The following is a 17,379-nucleotide window of genomic DNA, read 5'->3' on the forward strand; positions in this document are numbered from 1 at the left end:
ACAGCTCGTTCTTATTCCCTCCGCCAGTCGCCTTCGTGGCGACTGGCCAGCGTACCCTCCAGCCCTTGTCTACACTGACTTTCAACACAGGAGAGTAAGCGCTCGGCCGCGTGCCGAGAAAGGAGTGCCTGATGTCTCCCAGACGTGGATATTCCAGGCAACGCGGTGTCATTGGCCTAGTGGCCGTCGGCACCTTGGCGTTGGCACTGGTGTGCATGTTGTTGGTGGTGGACAGCGGGCGTTTGTATCTGGAAAAGCGCAAGTTGCAGGGTGTGGCGGATACCGCAGCGCTTGAGGCGGTCGGCCGCAAGGGCAATTGTCTCAGTGGTTTGAGCGCGGCGGGTTACGCGTCTCAGAGTGTGGCACGCAATAGCTTTGTGGTCGGCAGCGGTAATACTCTGGTGACCACTTGCGGGTCGTTGTTGACCAATGCCACGGGTATGCGCACCTTTGTCGCGAATCCGGCTCTGTCATCGGCCATTCAGGTGGTGGTTGCGAAAAGTGTTACGACCAGCCTGGCCGGGGCGGTCTGGAACTTGGTGTCGGGCAAGTCCCTCAATCTCACTACGTCGTTGTCGGCCAAGGCGGTCGCGGCCACTCCTATAGCTTCATCGGCCCAGCTGAGCATCAGTAGCACGCTGGCCAGTGTCAACACGGCCTCTGCCAGTCTGTTGAATCCGCTGTTCTCTGGTTTGCTGGGAGGGAGTGTCAACCTGAGTGTTGCGGGTTGGAATGGCCTGCTCAACACCAATATCAGCCTGCTGAGCTACCTCAACCAACTGGCACTCAACCTGGGTGTGGCTGCGGGCAACTACACGCAGTTGCTCAACACCAGTGTGACTGCCACACAGTTGATTCAGGCCGCCATCACCGTGCTGACCGCCAATGGCGCGACGGCCGATGTGCTGACCGCCTTGGGCAGCCTGCAGGTTGCGGCCATCAATCAGGCGCCACTGACCCTCGGCAGCATTTTGCAATTGCAGACGGGGACGACGGCGGCGGCGCTGAATGCCAACCTACAGGTGTTCCAGCTGATTCAGGGCGTGGTGCAACTGTCTAACAGTCAGAGCGCGGTGGCGGCGACGTTGCCTGTCAGTCTGTTGGGGCTGGCCAACATTACTACTCAGGTCAAGGTTATTGAGCCGCCGCAATTGTCAGCGATTGGTGATCCGGCCTTGGCGGCGGCGAATCCGTTGGGACCGAACAGAATTTATGTGCGCACGGCCCAACTGCGTACCGAGGTGACGGTGAGTTTGCCGGTATTGTCCAGTTTGTCGGGGCTGACGACTGCGGTGAATAGCCTGGTGGCACCCCTGACACCGGTGCTCAACGGTTTGTTAAGCCTGAACCTGGTGACCACCCTGAGTTCGGCGCTTTGCCTGCTGGGGGCCGGATGCCAACAGCTGGATGTGTTGGCGCTGCCCTCATCGTTGTCCATCAATGTCGTGCTGGATGTCGCGGGTGCCGAGAGCTACGTCACCGCATACAGTTGCCCCACGGGAACTGTCGGTACCAAGAGCCTGACAGTGACTACCAAGACCGCCCTGGCTTCGTTGAATATCGGCAGTATCACCAACGCATTTTCCAACTCGACACCGATGACGGTAGCGCCCCTGCCGCTGATTGATATTGGCACCAAGACCTGTCACCAGATACTCGGCATTGGCAGCTGCGGCGCGCGGGTGCCTTTTGCCGGCGGTGGTATAGGCCTCGTCGTCAACAGCCCGATTGCCAGCAACCAGGGCCAAACGGGCGGCCAAAATCTAGTGTTTTCCAGCACTACGCCGTTTGCCATGCCACCCAACGTCGGGCTGCCTCCTGCCTACCAGGCGGCAAACTCGGCGACGAATCTGGCCGCCAGTCTTTCCGGTACATTAAGCGGTATCAACCTGACGGCCTATCAACCCGTGGGCAATAACCCGCTGGGCGCTCTCATTACCAATACGGTCTCGTTGCTCAGTGGTGTCAGCAGCATCGTGATACCTGCAATCACCTCCCTCCTGAGCTCGCTGCTGGACCCGCTGATCAACAACCTGCTGAACAACCTGGGCATTAGCCTGGTGAACGTGAACGTCGGCGCCAACCTGACTTGCGGCCAGACCGGGGAAGCGTATCTGGTGATTTAAGCGTCAGCCGAAATGGGCAACTCCACACAAAACCTCGCCCCATGCTCCCCATTGGCGACACTCAACCGTCCCCCCATGTTTTCCACAATTCCATAGCTCACCGACAACCCCAACCCCGTCCCCACACCAATCGGCTTGGTGGTGAAAAACGGTTCGAAAATCCGCTCCAGCAAACGCGGATCAATGCCGCCGCCGTTATCTTCCACCCAGATCCGTACATGGCGGCTGTCATGTTCGGTGTGTACCGAGATCCACGGCTGGAAGGTTCGGTCGTTTTCACGTTTGCTCAGCAAGGCGTCGCGGGCGTTGACCATCAGGTTGATCAGCACCTGTTCCAACTGGTCGACATAGCCGTTGACCTGCACCGCAACGTCCTGCGCGGTGATGCGCAGGTCGACGCCTTTGCCGCGCATGCCTTCCACCAGCAGGGCGAGGGTGCCCTCCACAGCCTGGGCCGGGTCGAAGGGTTGTTGCTCGACCTCCGAGCGACGCCCGAACACTCGCATATGGTCCACGATCCGCGCTGCCCGCTGGACCTGGGCATCAATGCGCTGGAGTTTTTCCGTGAGGTAGTCGACCTGTACATCGCCGTTGCCCAGGCGCTTGAGCACATTGACGACCGCCATGCGCATCACGTTCAGTGGCTGGTTGATCTCGTGGGCAAGGCCGGTGGCCATTTCGCCAAGGGTGGCCATTTTTGCGCTTTGGGTGAGTTGCTGCTGGGAGCGGCGCACTTCGGTGTTGTCACGGCCCACGGCCTGGACTTCCTGCAACTGGCCGTGCTCGTCGAATACGCCACGGTCGGACCAGACCCACCAGGCATGTTCGCGCCCAGGCAGTTGCAGGCTGATCTCGGCGGTGCTGACCGGGAACTCCGGGGTCAATAGGTGGATGCGTTGTACAAACAGTTGGCGTTGTTCTTCCGACAGCCAGTGGCTGAGGTTCATCCCCGGTAATTGTTCGGGCTGGCACTCCATGTAGTTGGCCAGCGGTGTGTTGCCGAAGGTCAGGGTCAGGTCCGGACGGTAGCGACAGATCATCGCCGGAGAGTCTTCCACCAGGATTCGGTAGCGTTCCTCGCTGTCTTTGACCCGTTGTGCGGCCTGGGTCGACTCGGTGACGTCCAGCCACAGGCCGACAGCTTCCACCGGCAGTCCGAGGTCGTTGCGTAGCAGCTTGGCTTCGTCCAGCAGCCAGTGGTAATCGCCCTGTTTATCCCGCACCCGGTAGCGACTGCGTACGCTGCCTTCGCGCAGCAGTTGGCGGGTGCGCTCGAAGTACAGGTCACGGTCTTCGGGGTGGACCCACTCCACCAGGCTGTCGTGGGTAGCCTCCGCCAGTGTCCAGCCGAGCAGGGGCAGCAGGCTGTCGCTGTAAAACGCCGGGTGCAGGGCGCCGTTCACATAGCGCTGCACGTAGATCACCGCCGGTGAGCTGGCAATCAGATTGTCCAGCCGGGCATGGGCGGCCGCAGCTTGCAGTTGCTGGTTCTTGATGTCGCTGATGTCGAGCATGAAACCGATGCATCGCCGGCTTTCACCGCCGCCCAGGACCTGGCCCTGGACGCGGTACCAGATCGGCAGCTCGGCGGCATCGGTACGTTGCAGGCGCACGCTGGTCAGCAATGGTTTGCCCAGGGCTTGTAGGTCCTGGAGGCGGCTATGGAGTTCCTGACGGTCGGCGGGGTGGATCAGGTTCAGCCAGGTGGCCAGGGACAGGCGAGTCGGACCGTCCTCCAGGCTCAGGCTGCGCATGAGCTGGGGGGCCAGCTGGATGTCTGTGGTGGGCAGCAACTCCCACCAGCCCGTTCCGAGCAGGCCTTGCAGGGCTTCCAGGCGCTCCAGTTGCTGGTGGTGACGTTGCTCGCGCAAGCGCCCGAGCAACGGTGCGGCCAAGGCTGCAGTGAGGTTCAGCCAGTCGCGTTCACTGGTCTGTTGCTGGCCGGTGTAGAACCCGCACAGCAGCCACGCGGCGACGCCCTGACCGTCCCGGTAAGGCACCAGGAATCCGTCGGCATTGCCAAACACACTGTGCAAGCGTGGGTGCTCGCTGCGCCCCTGGCCTACATGCAGGCTCAGCGACGTATTGCCGTTGACGCTGTCCAGACAGGTGCCCAAGCGTTGCCCGGTTTGCCACAGCGTAGGGGCATCATGGGCGGCGTACTGGCTGTAAATCAGCCAGCCTTGATCTTGCTGATCCAGCAGGGCGAAGGCAACACAGGGAATATGCCAACGCTGGGCCAGGCTGCGCAGGTGTTCGTTGAATACCTCCGGCAGGCGGGAGAGGCTGCAGACCCGCAGCTGCTCGCTCATCTGGCTGGTGAGTTGATGATTTTGTTCGCGGTCTTGCGATGCTTGGCGGCCGTTGAGCAAGTCGCCGATGTCCAGCGCTCGCAACAGCCAGCCGTCGCTGTGGGGCTCGATCACGCCCCGGGTATGCAGGACTTGTCCGGCGGCGCCATGGAAGTCCAGGTCCAGGCTGTGGCGTTGCCAATCCGCCGGAATACCTTCAACCACCAGCGCACTGTGGGTGCACAGCAGATCGCGCAGCCATGGCGTGGGGTCACGGGTGAGGTGTTGGGCCAACTGTTGGCGCAATGTGCCACCGATATGCAGGACACGGCCTTGATTGTCCAACTGCAGCTGCAAACCGGCGGCGGGCTGAACAGGATAGATGATGTCTGGGGGCTGGGCGCTGCTGCGGCCGAGCAGGCGCCCGAAGAGCCTGTCCCCCGAGGTCAAAATTGCAGGCTCGATTGGGCTTTTAGATTGACCGGCAATTGCGGCACGGTGCCGATACCCGGCAAGACCATGAACGGCAGCACGCCTTTGAGATTGACCGACGGATAACTGACCTGCACCGTCAGTACGCTGCCGTTGTAGGTCGAGGTGACATAGCTGGGGTCGAACTTGAAGGCCGCAGGAATCCAGCCCAGATTGGCCTGCGCGGCGGCCACAGCCGCGTTCCTTACCAGCGTAGGGTAGTTTTGCGCGGTGGGATCTACTCCTACACCAATACGCACGCCTTGTGCAGCGGCCTGGTTGAATGACTGCAACAACAACAGCGGCAGGCTATAGCTGACCATCCCGTAAAACACGGCGAAAAAAATCACGAAGATCACGGCGAACTCAATCGCGACGACACCTTTTTGCTTACTAGGGAGGCTTGTTTTCATCGCCACGTCTACCCTGAGTGCTACCACTTGATATCAGCATAGAATCAATCAGCCAAAAGGGATGTTTTTTACGTGATCCAGGGTGTTGTTATTTTCCTTTGGTTATTCCTCTGTGCAGTGCAGGACGCGCGTCAGCGTCAGATCGCCAATCGGCTGACACTGGGTGTGGCGTTGCTAGCGCTGATCTATTTGTTCTGGAGTGGAACCACCTGGCTGGGGGCCTCTGTGGCTCAAGGCTTGGGGGCGTTTGCCCTGGCGTTGCTGCTGACCCTGCCGGGGTACGCGCTGGGACGCCTGGGGGCGGGCGATGTGAAGCTGTTGGCGACCCTTGGCCTGGCAACGGACTCGACGTATGTGCTGTTGTCGCTGATCGGGTCGGCTGTGGCCAATGTCCTGTGGTTGATACTCGCGCCCAGGCTATGGCCGCTTATGGGTCAAGGGCTTACACAACGACTGGGATATTTGGCTCCTGGAGCGTCAACTAAACTACCTTTTGCGCCCTTTCTTTTGATGGGCTTCGGCTTCGCCTGGTTTTGGATCCACTAATCGGCATACCCACCTATCGCTATGTACATAGTCGGAAAGTAGGCTACGTTTATTCATGTAGCTGTGTGGGAAACGTCGTCGGAAAGGATAGGTCAATCTTTGGCTTGCCAGGCATGGAGTAACGCGTGAACAAGCTTACATCTTCGGTAAAAGTGCTCGTGGTCGACGATCAACCGCTGATCGTGGAAGAGCTTTGCGAATTTCTTGAAAGCAGCGGTTATCGTTGCGTCCCTTGTGAGTCCAGCCAACAGGCCTTGAAGCGTTTCAGCGAAGACGCCGAGATCGGTCTGGTGCTGTGTGACCTGCATATGCCGGAGATGGATGGCATCGAGTTGGTCCAGGCGCTGCAACGGGTGGCAGGCAAGGCTCGAGCGTTTGAGGCCATCATGCTGACCGGTCGTGCCGACAAGCAGGATGTGATCAAGGCCCTGCGTGCCGGCATCGCTGACTACTACCAGAAACCCATTAACCTTGAAGAGTTGCTCGAAGGCCTACAGCGCCAGGAGGCCGCGTTGGCGGATCGGCAAAAAAGCGTGCATCTGGGGAATTTGAACCAGAAGCTGCAATACCTTTCCGACTCCATCAACGATCTTTACCAGGACCTGGACAAGGTCCGTCGCAGCCCGGCACCCGCGTCGTCGGAAGTCGAGGGTGAAGCGGCTGCCGAAGGGGTGGAAATGCCAGCGATCTTCAATCAGTTGTCGCCTCGGCAATTGGATGTTGCCCGGCTGGTTGGCAAGGGTCAGACCAACTATCAGATTGCCTGTGAATTGGGGATCACTGAAAACACCGTCAAACTCTATGTGTCCCAGGTGTTGCGCCTGACCCACATGCATAACCGCACCCAGTTGGCCTTGGCGCTATCGCCTAACAACTCAGCCATGCGTCAGCGGGTGACCGCGCACTAAGCTATGTCGTTTCCTGTAGTCGCGTGCCTCGGCAGCGGCTGCAGGGCTATGCCGATCACCTGTAGCCGCTGGCGCAGCCTGCGATCGGCTGCGCAGCAGTCGTCAGGTCTTGAAACCGCCGAAGGTCCTGCGGCTCTTATCGCAGCCTCGTGCCTCGGCAGCGGCTACAACGGGCCAAATGTATGACCTGACAGGGCTCTTGCCTGGTAAAGGTCCCGGCGATATGCCATCGATTAATGACTCCCTCCTGACGTGTCTCCCCCGGCTTTTTGATCAAAGTATTCCGGGATCGGATGCTTATTGCTGTCCAGCCAACGCTGCATGGCTTGTTCGCGTTCGGCGGGAGTGGTTTTCTGCGTGATCAGTGACGCCGCTTGCCCGTCGATCTGCAACGTCAACCAGTTTTCGGTCTCTTGCTGCTGTGGGGAGGACGGGCCAGGCTCGATGGCCAGTGCGGTCAGTGGCAATGCCAGCAATACGAGACTGGCCAGGTAGTGAACTTTCATCGTGAACTCCTTGAACCCTTACTTGATGGTCGGTGGCAGGGTATCGCTCACCGCAGCCACTTGGTCCTTGGCCTTTGCCACAGGCGTGGCTGAGCCCTTGAGCTTCTCGGCTCTGGCTTGGGCCTCAGTGACTTGCTCGGGACTCAGGCCCAACTGACTGACCAGTTGCGCCGCTTGCCCCCAGTTGTCCTGGTAGATCAGCAGGGTCACCAGATTGACGGCGGCCAGTTGATCGCTCTGCTTGAGTTCCATGGCGGTCATGAACTCAAAGCGTGCGTCCTCGATGCGCAGTTGATTGAGATAGACCACGCCCAGGTCATTACGAATTTTTTCATCGGTGGGCGCCAGCTTGGCGGCGCGCTGCAAGTGAGCCATGGCCTGGCCGTTATCGCCTTTGGCGGCGGACAGTTGCCCCAGGCCGTGCTCACCTTCTGCTGCCATGCAGGTGCCCAGCAGGCTGCGGTACAGCGGCTCGGCTTCGCTGCGACCCAACAGTCGGTAGGCCTTGGCCTGGCGCTGACGAACCTGAGGCAGCGAATTGGGCAGGTTCTGCAGGTTGGCCAGACTGGCGTGCAGCTTGCCGTCGTTGGCCATTTCATCGGCCAGGTTCAGCGACAGTTCCTGGTCGGCGCCAGGTTTGGGGCAACTGCCCGGAGACATCAGGGCCGCCCAGGGGGCCTGGCCGTTGGTGGCGCAACCGCCAAGCATCAGCAAACCCAGGCCGGCAATCAGTGCTTTCATCGAGCGCTCCTTACAAACTACTCAGGGCTCGGGTGATGGCGATAATCGCCGGTCCCCCAAGGACAATCAGCAAAGCGGGAAATAGAAAAAGCATCATCACCACTGACATCTTGGCGGACATCTTGGAGATGTATTCCTGTAAACGGGTCAAGCGACGGTCGTCGAGCAGTTGTTTGAGCGCCAGCAACGATTTCATCGCACCGCCGCCTTGATGAAGCAGTTGCTGAAGGATAACGCTGGTGTCGGTGAACTCATCCACGGCCAGTAACTTGGCGGTTTTGCCCAGTTCATCTCCCAGCTCCAGGCCGGAGTCGACGCGTATCAGAATCAAGCGCAGCTCGGAGGTCAGGACCGGTAGCAAGCGCTGTGCATCGTTGCTCAAAATGCGCAAAGACTGTTCAACCGCCATGCCTGACTCAAACAGAATTCGCAGCAGTGGGATGAAGGTCGAGATCTCTTGAGCGATGTTCTGTTGCCGGGATTTGGCTGCGCTGACGAGGATGCGTTTGGGCAGCAGATAACCGACTCCCAAGGCGATCAGCGGTGCAATCCACGGTGACTCGGCCTTGGGGAAAAACAACTCCTGCGTGAGGATGGCAAGCCCTAGCAGTACCACGGGTACACCAATCTGGCAGGCGGCGAACATTGAGCGCTGGCTGGACTTTCTCCAGCCAACCCGGTTAAGCAGCATCTGTGTCTCGTTGTCCAGACTGACTGAGCGTTGGGCGAGGGGGCTGCTGCCCAGTTGGCGCATCAATGTGCCGAAGTGGTCCTCACGGGTCAGTTGCCCTTGCAGTCGCTGGGTGACCAGACGTTGGCGACGTCGCTGCTGCATCAGATGGCTGACAATCAACGTGAGTGCGGCAAGGAACAGAAGGGCGCTAATGAGCAAGGCCATCTCAAACACTCCGCAACATGCGCCAGAACGCCAGGCAACCGAGCACCTGCATGGCAGCGGCGGTAAATAGCAGATAGCGACCCGTGCCATCGTTCCACATGGTCATCAAGTATTCGGGATTGGTGATCATGAAATACCCGACCATGGAGATCGGCAGTGCCCCCAGTACATAGGCGGTGATACGGGTTTCACCGGTCAAGGCCCGTAGTTGTCGTGCCCCCTGTTCCCGTTCACGAATCATCTTGATCAGGTTCTCCAGCAGTTCGCTGGCATTGCCGCCATACCGATGGTTGACCTTCAAGCCCAGAGCAAACAGACGGAATTCGTCCTGTTCGTAAAATTCGGCGAAGTCATTGGCGGCTTCCGGCAGGCTGACACCCAATTGAACGTTACGCTGGATGCGGCTCATGGTTCGTTTCAGCGGATCGTCGGAGGCCTCGATGGCGCCCAGAACTGCATCCGCCAGAGTGCGCCCGGATTTGAGGCTGCGCACAGTGTGATCCAGCATCTGCGGCAACTGTTCGATCATCCGCTTCAGCCGCCGCTGATAACGCCAGGCGATGTACAGCCGCAGCGCCAACAGTGGCAGGACCATCATTACCAGTAAGCCGATCCAGCCGGCCACCATGTACCCCAGGAATACCCCCAAGCCCCAGCAGGTCAGCCACAGCCCCAGGCTGTCAGTTGGTTTGCCCAGGCCGGCGCGCTGGAACATCCGCTCAATACCGGTCAAGGCTCCGCGCTCTTGATTCAACAGCGGCTGCCCCTCGGCAAGGCGCTCCAGCACCCGGTCGGTCTCGGCCTTGCGTATGCCGTTTTGAAACATCCGTATCGACAGACCGATCAGGATCACGCAGATGAGTATCAGGATGGGGCCCGTCATATCGCCTCCTTACTGGCGTCGATCAAGGCAGCGGCATCGTCGATTCGCGGCGCAGTTTGTCGCCGGCGGGATTGATCGCCTCACGCAGGAAACCGAAGCCGGTACGCTTGTCATGGCGGAACAGTGTGTTGGTGACATAGACGTCGTCCCGTACGCCCACCACCTCAACCACTTCGCTGACACAGCGGCGGCCGTCAGGCAGGCGAGTCAGTTGAATCACTACGTCCAGTGCTGCGCAGATCATTTGTCGCAGGGTTTTTTCCGCCACCACCCGACCGGTCAGGCCCACCAGGGTTTCCAGGCGCAGCAGCGCATCTTGGGCATTGTTGGCGTGCACGGTACTCATGGAACCGTCGTGACCGGTGTTCATCGCGGTGAGTACATCGAGCACTTCCACACCACGAATTTCACCGAGAATGATGCGGTCCGGGCGCATCCGCAGGGCGTTGCGGATCAGGTCGCTGGCCTTGACCTCACCATGGCCCTCGGCGTTGGGCGGCCGGGTTTCCAGGCGCACCACATGGGGATGGCCCAGTTGCAGTTCGGCCACATCCTCGATGGTCACCAGGCGTTCTTGAGGATTGATCAGTTGGCTGAGAATGTTCAGCAAGGTGGTTTTACCGGTGCCGGTACCGCCGCTGATCAGGATGTTGCAGCGCTTGCCCACGGCCTCCTGGAAAAACTCGAAAATATTCTGATCGATGGTTTGCATGGCCACCAGGTCGCTGCTCTTGAGCATGTCCTTGCGAAACTTTCGAATCGACAGGCACGGGCCGTCCAGCGCAATCGGCGGGATGATCGCGTTGACCCGGCTGCCATCGGGCAGGCGCGCATCGACCATCGGCGACGACTCATCCAGGCGCCGCCCCAGTGGCGCGAGGATGCGCTGCATGACTCGCTCCACATGGTGGGCGTCGATAAAGCGCAGGTCGCTCTGGTGCAACAAACCATCGCGTTCGATAAACACCCGGTGCGGGCCGTTGACCAGAATTTCGGTCACCGAGGGGTCGCGCAGCAGCACTTCCAGGGGGCCGAAACCGGTCAGTTCATCGACGATCTCTTCCGCCAGGCGTTCCATTTCATAACGGGAAATTGCCAGGTGCATGCGGGTGATGTACTCGGCGACTTTGTCGATGACAAATTGCGCCAGAGACTGGCGCGAGCCCTCCAGCAGGGTTTTCCCCGACTCTTCGATGGCGTCGATGATGTAGCGATGCAATACCAGTTTCAGACCATCGTGGTCGGTGTTGCCGCCGGCGGCGCGCGGAGGGGCACCAAAGAGTTTTTCGCCGCTCATTTGCCTGCCCTCAACAGTCGTTCAAACCAGCGGGTCGAAGGTTTTTCCAGGCTCTCGGAGCGTTTTGCCAGGCGCTCGCCGAGGGCTTTCAGGCCCTGAGTCAGATTTTCTCTGGGCGCCAGGGTGAACAAGGTTTGCCCCTGGTTTTTGGCGTTCAACCGTACCTCGGGGCTTAAGGGCAACACTGCAATGATTTCCAGGCCGTAGCTTTTTTCCAGGGCCTCGCTGTCCGGTGCGGCGCCTTTGAGGTAGCGATCGATCAGCAAGCGTCCATGGTCCAGCTTCATGCCTTTTTCTCGCCAGTGGTTCAGTACGGCGAGGTTGCGTCGGCAGTCCAGCACACTCTGGTCAGTGCACCACAGCAGCTTGTCGCAATGGCTGACAAAAGTGCGCAGGGCTTCGCTGTCCGGTTGCCCGGTGAGGTTCACCACGATGTGTTGGAAGTGCTGACGCAAGGCACTGAGCAGCATGTATAGCTCGGCGGCGCTGGTTCGTTCCAGGGGCTCGTCATTGGTGGCATAGGCCAGGATACGCAAGCCATCTTCGGCGCAGGTAAAGGCGCTGTTGATCAGGGTAGTGTCCAGCCGCCGCAGGTGACGCAGGGCATCGCCAAAGTTGAACGAGCTTTCCAGGCCCAGCAACGACAGGCTATCGCCACGGGGCAGGCCCAGGTCTAGCAGTAATGTCTGCTGTCCACTTTTTTGCACCACCAGCGCCAGATGGTTGGCCAGCAGTGCGCCATCGGCGTTGGCCTGGGTGCCATAGAGCACGGTGAGGCCGCCGAGTTGGGTATTGGGTGTCACGGCGGGCAGGCGTTTGCTCAGGCGGCGCACCAGCCCGGCCACTTCGCTGGAGCGTGAGCCGTAGGCGACGAAATCCCGAGCGCCGGCGCGCATTGCATTGAGCACCAACTGGTTATCCATGCCGTCACCGAGGGCGACGATGGCCAGCATCGGCTTGGCCTCCAGCGCACCTTCGATCAGCGCACTCTGGGCGGTCACGTGTTCGCGGTCCAGGCCAACAAACACCAGGTTGGCGAAGGTCACGTCCACCAGCGCAAGTAACTCATCCAGGCTGCCGCCGCCGGCGCTGACCACTTGGCCCAGTGGCGCCAGTGCACCCTGGAGCCACTCCAGGTCGGTGGTGTTGCGGGTGATCGCCAGGAAAGTCTGGCTCAGGCTATCGGTCATTGGGACAGTCCACTACGACGGTCGAAGTTGCCGTTCTCCAGGAAGTACAGGCGGTACCAGTTCGGATCGTAGGTGCGCAGCTTCTCTCCAGGCAGGGAAGGTAACTGGGCATTGGCGGCGAGGGGCTGGACCAGGTGCGGGGTGACGATCATCAGCAGTTCTTTTTCTTCGCGGCTGATATTGGCGTTACGAAAAAAAGCCCCGAGGATTGGAATGTCTCCCAGGCCTGGAAACTTGCCGATGGTGGTCGTATTGGTGGAACTGATCAGGCCACTGATCACAAAGCTTTCACCATCGGCCAGCGACACGCTGGTGTCGGTGCGGCGGATGGTCAGTGCAGGCACTTCAATGCCTTCGATCTTCACCGAATTGGAGTAATCAAGTTCACTGACTTCGGGCGCCACTTTGAGGGATATCCGATTATGGTCAATGACGGTAGGCGTCAGTGTCAGGCGAATGCCGAACTCCTTGTACTCGATGGAGATGGAATTGCTGCCACTGCTGGGAACCGGGATTGGTACTTCGCCGCCCGCCAGGAACGTCGCGCTTTGCCCGCTCAGCGCCACCAGGCTGGGACGTGCCAGGGTGTAGGCAAACCCGCTTTGTTCCAGGGCGTTGATCATGGCCGAGACACGGCCACCGCCGAATCCGATATTGAACGAGCCGTTATTGACTGCTTGCCCACGAAAGCTGTTGGTGGGGGAGCTGGGTGCCGTGCCGTTACCAGGACTGCCAATCAGGAAATTGCCGCCCTGGCCAAAGAGCGAAGTGCTGGCCTGTTTGAGCTTGGTGCGGCTGACCTCGACAAAACGGATATCGGTTTGCACCTGGCTGGGCAGCGTCGGGTCGTCGGAAGGCGACAGCGTCTGGCTGGTCAGGGCTGAAGTGGCTTTGCCCTTGACGAACACCATGCTCTGACGAGGCGCCGTGGCACAACTGGTCCAGACCATTAGGCTGGTAGTGCCTGAGGCGACGCCGGTCAGTAGGAAACCACGGTCGCCATTGAGATGAACGTCGGCTATTTTCGGGTCGCCAATGGCCAGGCGAGTGATCGCCACCGGGGATTGCAGTTCTTGTTGCAAGCCTTCGCCCACTTCCACCACAGCGGGCAATAGTCCCAGGTTGCTGCAGTTGCCCGGTGCTGCCAGGGTCACGCCCAGGGGCAGGCTCGACAGCATCAGGGCCCAGGTCATTTGAGTGAACACTGGTGCGTAACGATGGCTCATTCAAGGCGTCCTTGATCAATCAGGGTGTTTGTTGTGTGGCCGTCTGTTGGGTCACTTGGCTACCGCGGATGATCTCGATGCCGGCGCGCTGCGAGCCGCCTTGGGCGAGCTTTTTCGGTGGGCCCACCAGGGCTAGCTGGGTGAACTGGTAAAGGTCACGGTTGGCACTTTGCAGTTTGCCGGGCGAATCGTTTTCTCCAGCCCAGTAGTGGCTGAGCAGTTGTTCGTCAGCACTGCGCACGGCCAGGCGTAAGGTGCCGGCCTGGGTCGCGAGCATCAGCCGACTCAGCAGTTGTTCTGGAACCGCCAGTACCACGGTACGCGCGGCAGCACGGCGTTGGGCCTGTTGTGCTCTTTCTTCGGGGGTCGCAGGAGGAGGTGAGGCTGGCTTGCCATCGTTGGCCAAGCCCAACTGGTCACCCACGCTGAGCAAGCGCAGGGCAGGAATGATGATTTGCGCTGATTGTTCGGTGTTGCCGGCTTCCTGGCGCAGCGCTAATAGCACATCCACATAATCACCAGGACTGAGCTGACCCCCTGCACCGATCACTTCGTCGACAGAGACCGCCAGGGCGCGTTCATCAGCGCGAATCATCCGCGCCAAGGGGCCGCCGGGGGTGAAGCTTTCTTCGGTCAACCAAGTGCCTGCGCCCAGGGTTCTCCAGGGGCTACGACCGATGGCCTGATCAACACGGGTCAAGCTGCCAGCGGGTACCGTGCGCAGCTTTTCCACGGCCAGGTCGGCGGCCGTGAGGGCGACAAAAGGCGGTACATCATGAGCCAGGACTACCACCGGTTGGCGGGTCTGGTCTTCGACGGCGGCGACGGTTTTTTCTACTGTGGCTGTCTGGGGCGGTGTCACGGCAACGGGTGCAGGTGGGCGGCTCAAGACCAGCCCCCAATAGCCGGCAAATAGCGCCCCGACTAGTAGCACCCCGGCCAGTATCATGCTGAAGCGACTGTTCATGACGGATCTCCCTTTCCTGTTGCACCACGCGTCCGCCTATCCAAACGAGTCATTTTCGCAACCAGGTAGCTATGAACATCTAACGATTTCGCTATTTGAAGGTAGTCCAGCTAGGCCAAAATGCCATTACCCCGGGGAAATTTTATCCGCGCTATAGAAGAAGCCTTGGAAAACACCGATTTATGGCGCCAATCTTGGCCCCACTACTTTGTGATTAGTCCTTTCTTACAGTTGTGGGTATGGGGTTTGTTGACAATGCTCTAGTGGCACACCGCAATCATCGTGCGGCACTGTCTATCGGCGCCTGTAGCGCAAAGGAGAAGTCTTATGTTCCTTACCTTTCTGATGAAGCTCTATATTCAGCTTCAACTGCTTTTTCATCGCAAGGACGGTGCGACGGCAATCGAGTATGCGATCCTTGTGGCTGTAATCGCGCTTGTCGTACTGGTTGCGGCGAGAACACTGGGGACGGATATCTCGAATCTCCTTGAGAGAGTCAGCACTGCCATCGCCCCCGCCGCCTGATCTGTGATAGACAGCCATTCATGAGCGCGACAGTCAGTGATTGATCCAGCCAAGGTATTGCTCATGAATGGTGCTGCAACTGTCCGCCAACAAATCCTGTTGGTGGATGATGAAGAGGATGCCCTCGTTGAACTGGCCGAGTCGCTGGAGAACGAGGGCTTCGTTTGTTTTACCGCCACCTCCGTCACTTTCGCGTTGCAAGAGCTGACCTTGCACCCGGATATCGCCTTGGTCATCACCGACCTGCGCATGCCCGAGGAGAGCGGCATTTTGTTGATCAAGCGTCTGCGTGAACACACCTCCCGCCAACACCTCCCGGTGATCGTGATGTCCGGCCATGCCGAGATGGATGATGTCAGCGACATGCTGCGCCTGCAGGTGCTGGACCTGTTTCGCAAGCCGATCTATCTGGTGCGTTTGCTGGATACGTTGAACAACCTGTTCCCGTTGCCTAAAGTGCAGTTGGTCAAATATCCGGGAGAGCAGCGCAAGTCTTAAACGCCCAAGCCGCACATTATTAAAGGAAAGGCCGATAGGCCTTTCTTGCCGTTTGGCTTGAGGCTATCGACTAAAGCTGATAACTGAAACTCAACGTATACCGTGGCCGCCGATTAAAGGTGTCGAGCGCGATGTCCGACATCGGTTTGGCGACTTCCAGGGAGATGTTGTAGTACTTGTTGTCGCCAAAGCGCAGGCCGGCGGCGGCGGAGGACATATTGTTGCCCTGGACAGGCAATTCGTTGAACCAGGTCTTGGCACGGTCCAGGACCACATAGGGTTGGAGAATCTTTACCCACTCGCCCGCACGGTTGAAGCTGTAGTTCACCTCATAAGCAATGCCCCAACCCTTATCGCCCGAGCCTTGATCATCAGGGTAGCCACGACCGAAATTCTGCCCACCGAAGACCGCGCGTTCGCTGTCGGGCAGGGTGTCGTTGCTCCAGTAGAGCGCCCCGGACATGACGCCTTGCCAGTTATCGAAGAACTTGTTGCTCTGGACTCCCGCCAAGCGTAGGCGGAAGAAATCCAGATCCGGTTCTATTCCGCCGAAATCACTGTGGGTCCTTGCGCCCAGACCATTGATACCTTGGTACAAGCCAGCACTGAGGATGCGTAATTGGCGGTCATTGGCTTTGCGCCAATCGCCTTCAAAGGCCAGCGCACGGGAATCGGTTTCCAGATCGAAACGTTGTGGGTAGCCGACTAATTGATAGCGGGTCGTTTGGTCAACGGCGTACAGACGTGTACCTAGGGTCAACGACTCGGTGGGGGACGCGATCAATGGATGGCTGAGGCCGATGGAGTAACGATCCACTTCCTGGTGAGGCTTGAGCTGGAAACCTCCGTCCAACAGCACGTTGCTGCGCGGGTCGGCGCGATAGCGTTCGGCGTTGAGGACCAACTGGGTACCTTCGGAATTAATGAACTGGCTGTAGCCGACGCGATAGTAATGCTCCTTATCGTGGCCTGGCGGGAACAAGCCGCTGAGGCTCAGTTGTTCACCCATCGAGGTTTGGGAATTGCTGTTGCCGGTCACCAGTGCCTGCAGGCCCGCACGGTTGTCGTCATTCAAGCTCATGCTGGTGGTGAAAGGCTTGCGGCTGGCCTGGATCTGCATATGCGCGCCACCGTCGGTGGTGCCCGGTGGTGGCACTTGCGCTTGCAAGGTGACGCCTGGGATCCGGCTCATCAGCGTGGTATAGCGTTCGAAGGTCTTACGGGTCAGGGGGCGTTCGGCCTTGAGTTTTTCTGCCAGTTTGTCGACGTAGGCCGAGACGGAGCCGATGTCACCTTGCAGTTGATAATCCTTGATGTAGCCCTCCACCAGTACCACACGCACCAGGCCCTGTTCGAAGCGTTGATCCGGCAAGAAGGCATAAGACAACAGGTAGCCGTCTTGCTGATAACGCTGGGTGATGCTGCGGGTGGCTTCGATCAGTTGCGCGAGGTTGGTTTCGTGGCCAATCAGCGGTGCGAAAACCTGTGCGACGTCCTTGAGTGGGTAAATCGTCCCGCCTTCGATTTGCAGTTTGCGAATGGTGACCTTGGTGTCCATCTGCAGTGGTTGCGCTTGCGCGGCGGCGGGGTCCGGCAATTGGGTTTGGGGCGTGGTCGGGCGATAGGCGTCGGCGGGAAGGTTGGGTACTGGCAGGTTACGGATGGTGTCGTTGCTATTGAGAAAGCTGGGTAGGGTCTCGGCTTGGACAAAAGCACTGAGGGTGAGTAATAGCAAAGGCGTTAAGGCGCGCATAGGACACTCCATGGTCAAACTGCAGCAGCATTCGCATATTCCCGTCGCGTTCTTGGGGCGCGGTGGGGAAGGTTTTCATGGGCGATCACTGCCCAAATAAAAAGACGAGAGACTCAACGGAATCTCTCGTCTCAACCAAG

The 17,379-nt window shown here is 59.2% G+C and carries 16 protein-coding genes; 5 read left to right on the plus strand and 11 right to left on the minus strand.

The features are described from left to right. The first annotated feature begins 131 nt into the window (after positions 1 to 131). The gene (locus tag HKK55_RS28960; protein ID WP_169357711.1) at positions 132 to 2,126 is read left to right on the plus strand and encodes a pilus assembly protein TadG-related protein; all 1,995 of its coding nucleotides are present in this window, start codon (positions 132 to 134) and stop codon (positions 2,124 to 2,126) included. Here the strand turns inward: HKK55_RS28960 and HKK55_RS28965 are convergent. Together HKK55_RS28965 and HKK55_RS28970 are read right to left on the minus strand one after the other, a co-directional pair. After that, complete coding sequence (locus tag HKK55_RS28965) at positions 2,123 to 4,867, minus strand: PAS domain-containing sensor histidine kinase (RefSeq protein ID WP_169357712.1); 2,745 nt, start codon at positions 4,865 to 4,867, stop codon at positions 2,123 to 2,125. The genes HKK55_RS28960 and HKK55_RS28965 overlap by 4 nt on opposite strands. Continuing rightward, the gene (locus tag HKK55_RS28970; protein ID WP_169357713.1) at positions 4,864 to 5,301 is read right to left on the minus strand and encodes a TadE family protein; all 438 of its coding nucleotides are present in this window, start codon (positions 5,299 to 5,301) and stop codon (positions 4,864 to 4,866) included. Before HKK55_RS28970 ends, HKK55_RS28965 begins: the two co-directional genes overlap by 4 nt. Before the next feature lie 75 nt (positions 5,302 to 5,376). On the opposite strand from HKK55_RS28970, the gene HKK55_RS28975 reads away from it, so the two are divergent. Both HKK55_RS28975 and HKK55_RS28980 read left to right on the plus strand, forming a co-directional pair. Then, positions 5,377 to 5,847, plus strand: coding sequence for a prepilin peptidase (locus HKK55_RS28975; RefSeq protein WP_169357975.1), 471 nt, complete (start codon positions 5,377 to 5,379; stop codon positions 5,845 to 5,847). 125 nt (positions 5,848 to 5,972) lie between these two features. Beyond that, positions 5,973 to 6,755 carry a response regulator transcription factor gene (locus HKK55_RS28980; protein ID WP_169357714.1) on the plus strand — a complete coding sequence of 261 codons (783 nt, stop codon included), beginning with the start codon at positions 5,973 to 5,975 and terminating at the stop codon, positions 6,753 to 6,755. Positions 6,756 to 6,988: 233 nt separating this feature from the next. Here the strand turns inward: HKK55_RS28980 and HKK55_RS28985 are convergent, their stop codons facing one another. From HKK55_RS28985 to cpaB, 8 genes are read right to left on the minus strand one after another with little or no spacing between them, the layout of a single operon-like run. Then, a complete protein-coding gene (locus tag HKK55_RS28985) occupies positions 6,989 to 7,261 on the minus strand; it encodes a DUF3613 domain-containing protein (RefSeq protein ID WP_169357715.1) in 273 nt (90 codons plus the stop codon). An 18-nt stretch (positions 7,262 to 7,279) separates the two neighbouring features. Continuing rightward, entirely contained in the window at positions 7,280 to 8,002 is a 723-nt protein-coding gene (locus HKK55_RS28990) for a tetratricopeptide repeat protein (protein WP_169357716.1), read from the minus strand. A 10-nt stretch (positions 8,003 to 8,012) separates the two neighbouring features. Further along, entirely contained in the window at positions 8,013 to 8,900 is an 888-nt protein-coding gene (locus tag HKK55_RS28995; RefSeq protein ID WP_169357717.1) for a type II secretion system F family protein, read from the minus strand. A gap of 1 nt (position 8,901) precedes the next feature. Then, entirely contained in the window at positions 8,902 to 9,783 is an 882-nt protein-coding gene (locus HKK55_RS29000; protein WP_169357718.1) for a type II secretion system F family protein, read from the minus strand. Between the two features lie 22 nt (positions 9,784 to 9,805). Further along, positions 9,806 to 11,080, minus strand: coding sequence for a CpaF family protein (locus HKK55_RS29005; protein ID WP_169357719.1), 1,275 nt, complete (start codon positions 11,078 to 11,080; stop codon positions 9,806 to 9,808). After that, complete coding sequence (locus HKK55_RS29010) at positions 11,077 to 12,270, minus strand: pilus assembly protein (RefSeq protein ID WP_169357720.1); 1,194 nt, start codon at positions 12,268 to 12,270, stop codon at positions 11,077 to 11,079. Before HKK55_RS29010 ends, HKK55_RS29005 begins: the two co-directional genes overlap by 4 nt. Beyond that, positions 12,267 to 13,496 carry a type II and III secretion system protein family protein gene (locus HKK55_RS29015; protein ID WP_169357721.1) on the minus strand — a complete coding sequence of 410 codons (1,230 nt, stop codon included), beginning with the start codon at positions 13,494 to 13,496 and terminating at the stop codon, positions 12,267 to 12,269. Before HKK55_RS29015 ends, HKK55_RS29010 begins: the two co-directional genes overlap by 4 nt. A 19-nt stretch (positions 13,497 to 13,515) precedes the next feature. Further along, on the minus strand, positions 13,516 to 14,463 hold the full coding sequence (gene cpaB / locus HKK55_RS29020) for a Flp pilus assembly protein CpaB (RefSeq protein ID WP_169357722.1): 948 nt from the start codon (positions 14,461 to 14,463) through the stop codon (positions 13,516 to 13,518). A 327-nt stretch (positions 14,464 to 14,790) separates the two neighbouring features. Between cpaB and HKK55_RS29025 the strand changes: the two genes are divergently transcribed. Both HKK55_RS29025 and HKK55_RS29030 read left to right on the plus strand, forming a co-directional pair. Continuing rightward, positions 14,791 to 14,988: a Flp family type IVb pilin gene (locus HKK55_RS29025; protein WP_169357723.1), complete on the plus strand. Its 198-nt coding sequence runs from the start codon at positions 14,791 to 14,793 to the stop codon at positions 14,986 to 14,988. A gap of 63 nt (positions 14,989 to 15,051) precedes the next feature. Further along, on the plus strand, positions 15,052 to 15,486 hold the full coding sequence (locus tag HKK55_RS29030; protein ID WP_169357724.1) for a response regulator: 435 nt from the start codon (positions 15,052 to 15,054) through the stop codon (positions 15,484 to 15,486). A 70-nt stretch (positions 15,487 to 15,556) separates the two neighbouring features. On the opposite strand, the gene HKK55_RS29035 is transcribed toward HKK55_RS29030, so the two are convergent. Then, a complete protein-coding gene (locus tag HKK55_RS29035; RefSeq protein ID WP_169357725.1) occupies positions 15,557 to 17,239 on the minus strand; it encodes a ShlB/FhaC/HecB family hemolysin secretion/activation protein in 1,683 nt (560 codons plus the stop codon). Between the last annotated feature and the right edge of the window lie 140 nt (positions 17,240 to 17,379).

Origin of the sequence: Pseudomonas sp. ADAK18 (genome assembly GCF_012935695.1) — a bacterium.
Lineage (GTDB): Bacteria > Pseudomonadota > Gammaproteobacteria > Pseudomonadales > Pseudomonadaceae > Aquipseudomonas.

Bases quoted from the DNA above. Each gene is read 5' to 3' on its own strand.
- HKK55_RS28960 (WP_169357711.1), top strand. From the start codon at position 132: ATGTCTCCCAGACGTGGATATTCCAGGCAACGCGGTGTCATTGGCCTA.
- HKK55_RS28970 (WP_169357713.1), bottom strand. From the start codon at position 5,301: ATGAAAACAAGCCTCCCTAGTAAGCAAAAAGGTGTCGTCGCGATTGAG.
- HKK55_RS28985 (WP_169357715.1), bottom strand. From the start codon at position 7,261: ATGAAAGTTCACTACCTGGCCAGTCTCGTATTGCTGGCATTGCCACTG.
- HKK55_RS28990 (WP_169357716.1), bottom strand. From the start codon at position 8,002: ATGAAAGCACTGATTGCCGGCCTGGGTTTGCTGATGCTTGGCGGTTGC.
- HKK55_RS28995 (WP_169357717.1), bottom strand. From the start codon at position 8,900: ATGGCCTTGCTCATTAGCGCCCTTCTGTTCCTTGCCGCACTCACGTTG.
- HKK55_RS29000 (WP_169357718.1), bottom strand. From the start codon at position 9,783: ATGACGGGCCCCATCCTGATACTCATCTGCGTGATCCTGATCGGTCTG.
- HKK55_RS29005 (WP_169357719.1), bottom strand. From the start codon at position 11,080: ATGAGCGGCGAAAAACTCTTTGGTGCCCCTCCGCGCGCCGCCGGCGGC.
- HKK55_RS29010 (WP_169357720.1), bottom strand. From the start codon at position 12,270: ATGACCGATAGCCTGAGCCAGACTTTCCTGGCGATCACCCGCAACACC.
- HKK55_RS29015 (WP_169357721.1), bottom strand. From the start codon at position 13,496: ATGAGCCATCGTTACGCACCAGTGTTCACTCAAATGACCTGGGCCCTG.
- cpaB (WP_169357722.1), bottom strand. From the start codon at position 14,463: ATGAACAGTCGCTTCAGCATGATACTGGCCGGGGTGCTACTAGTCGGG.
- HKK55_RS29025 (WP_169357723.1), top strand. From the start codon at position 14,791: ATGTTCCTTACCTTTCTGATGAAGCTCTATATTCAGCTTCAACTGCTT.
- HKK55_RS29030 (WP_169357724.1), top strand. From the start codon at position 15,052: ATGAATGGTGCTGCAACTGTCCGCCAACAAATCCTGTTGGTGGATGAT.
- HKK55_RS29035 (WP_169357725.1), bottom strand. From the start codon at position 17,239: ATGCGCGCCTTAACGCCTTTGCTATTACTCACCCTCAGTGCTTTTGTC.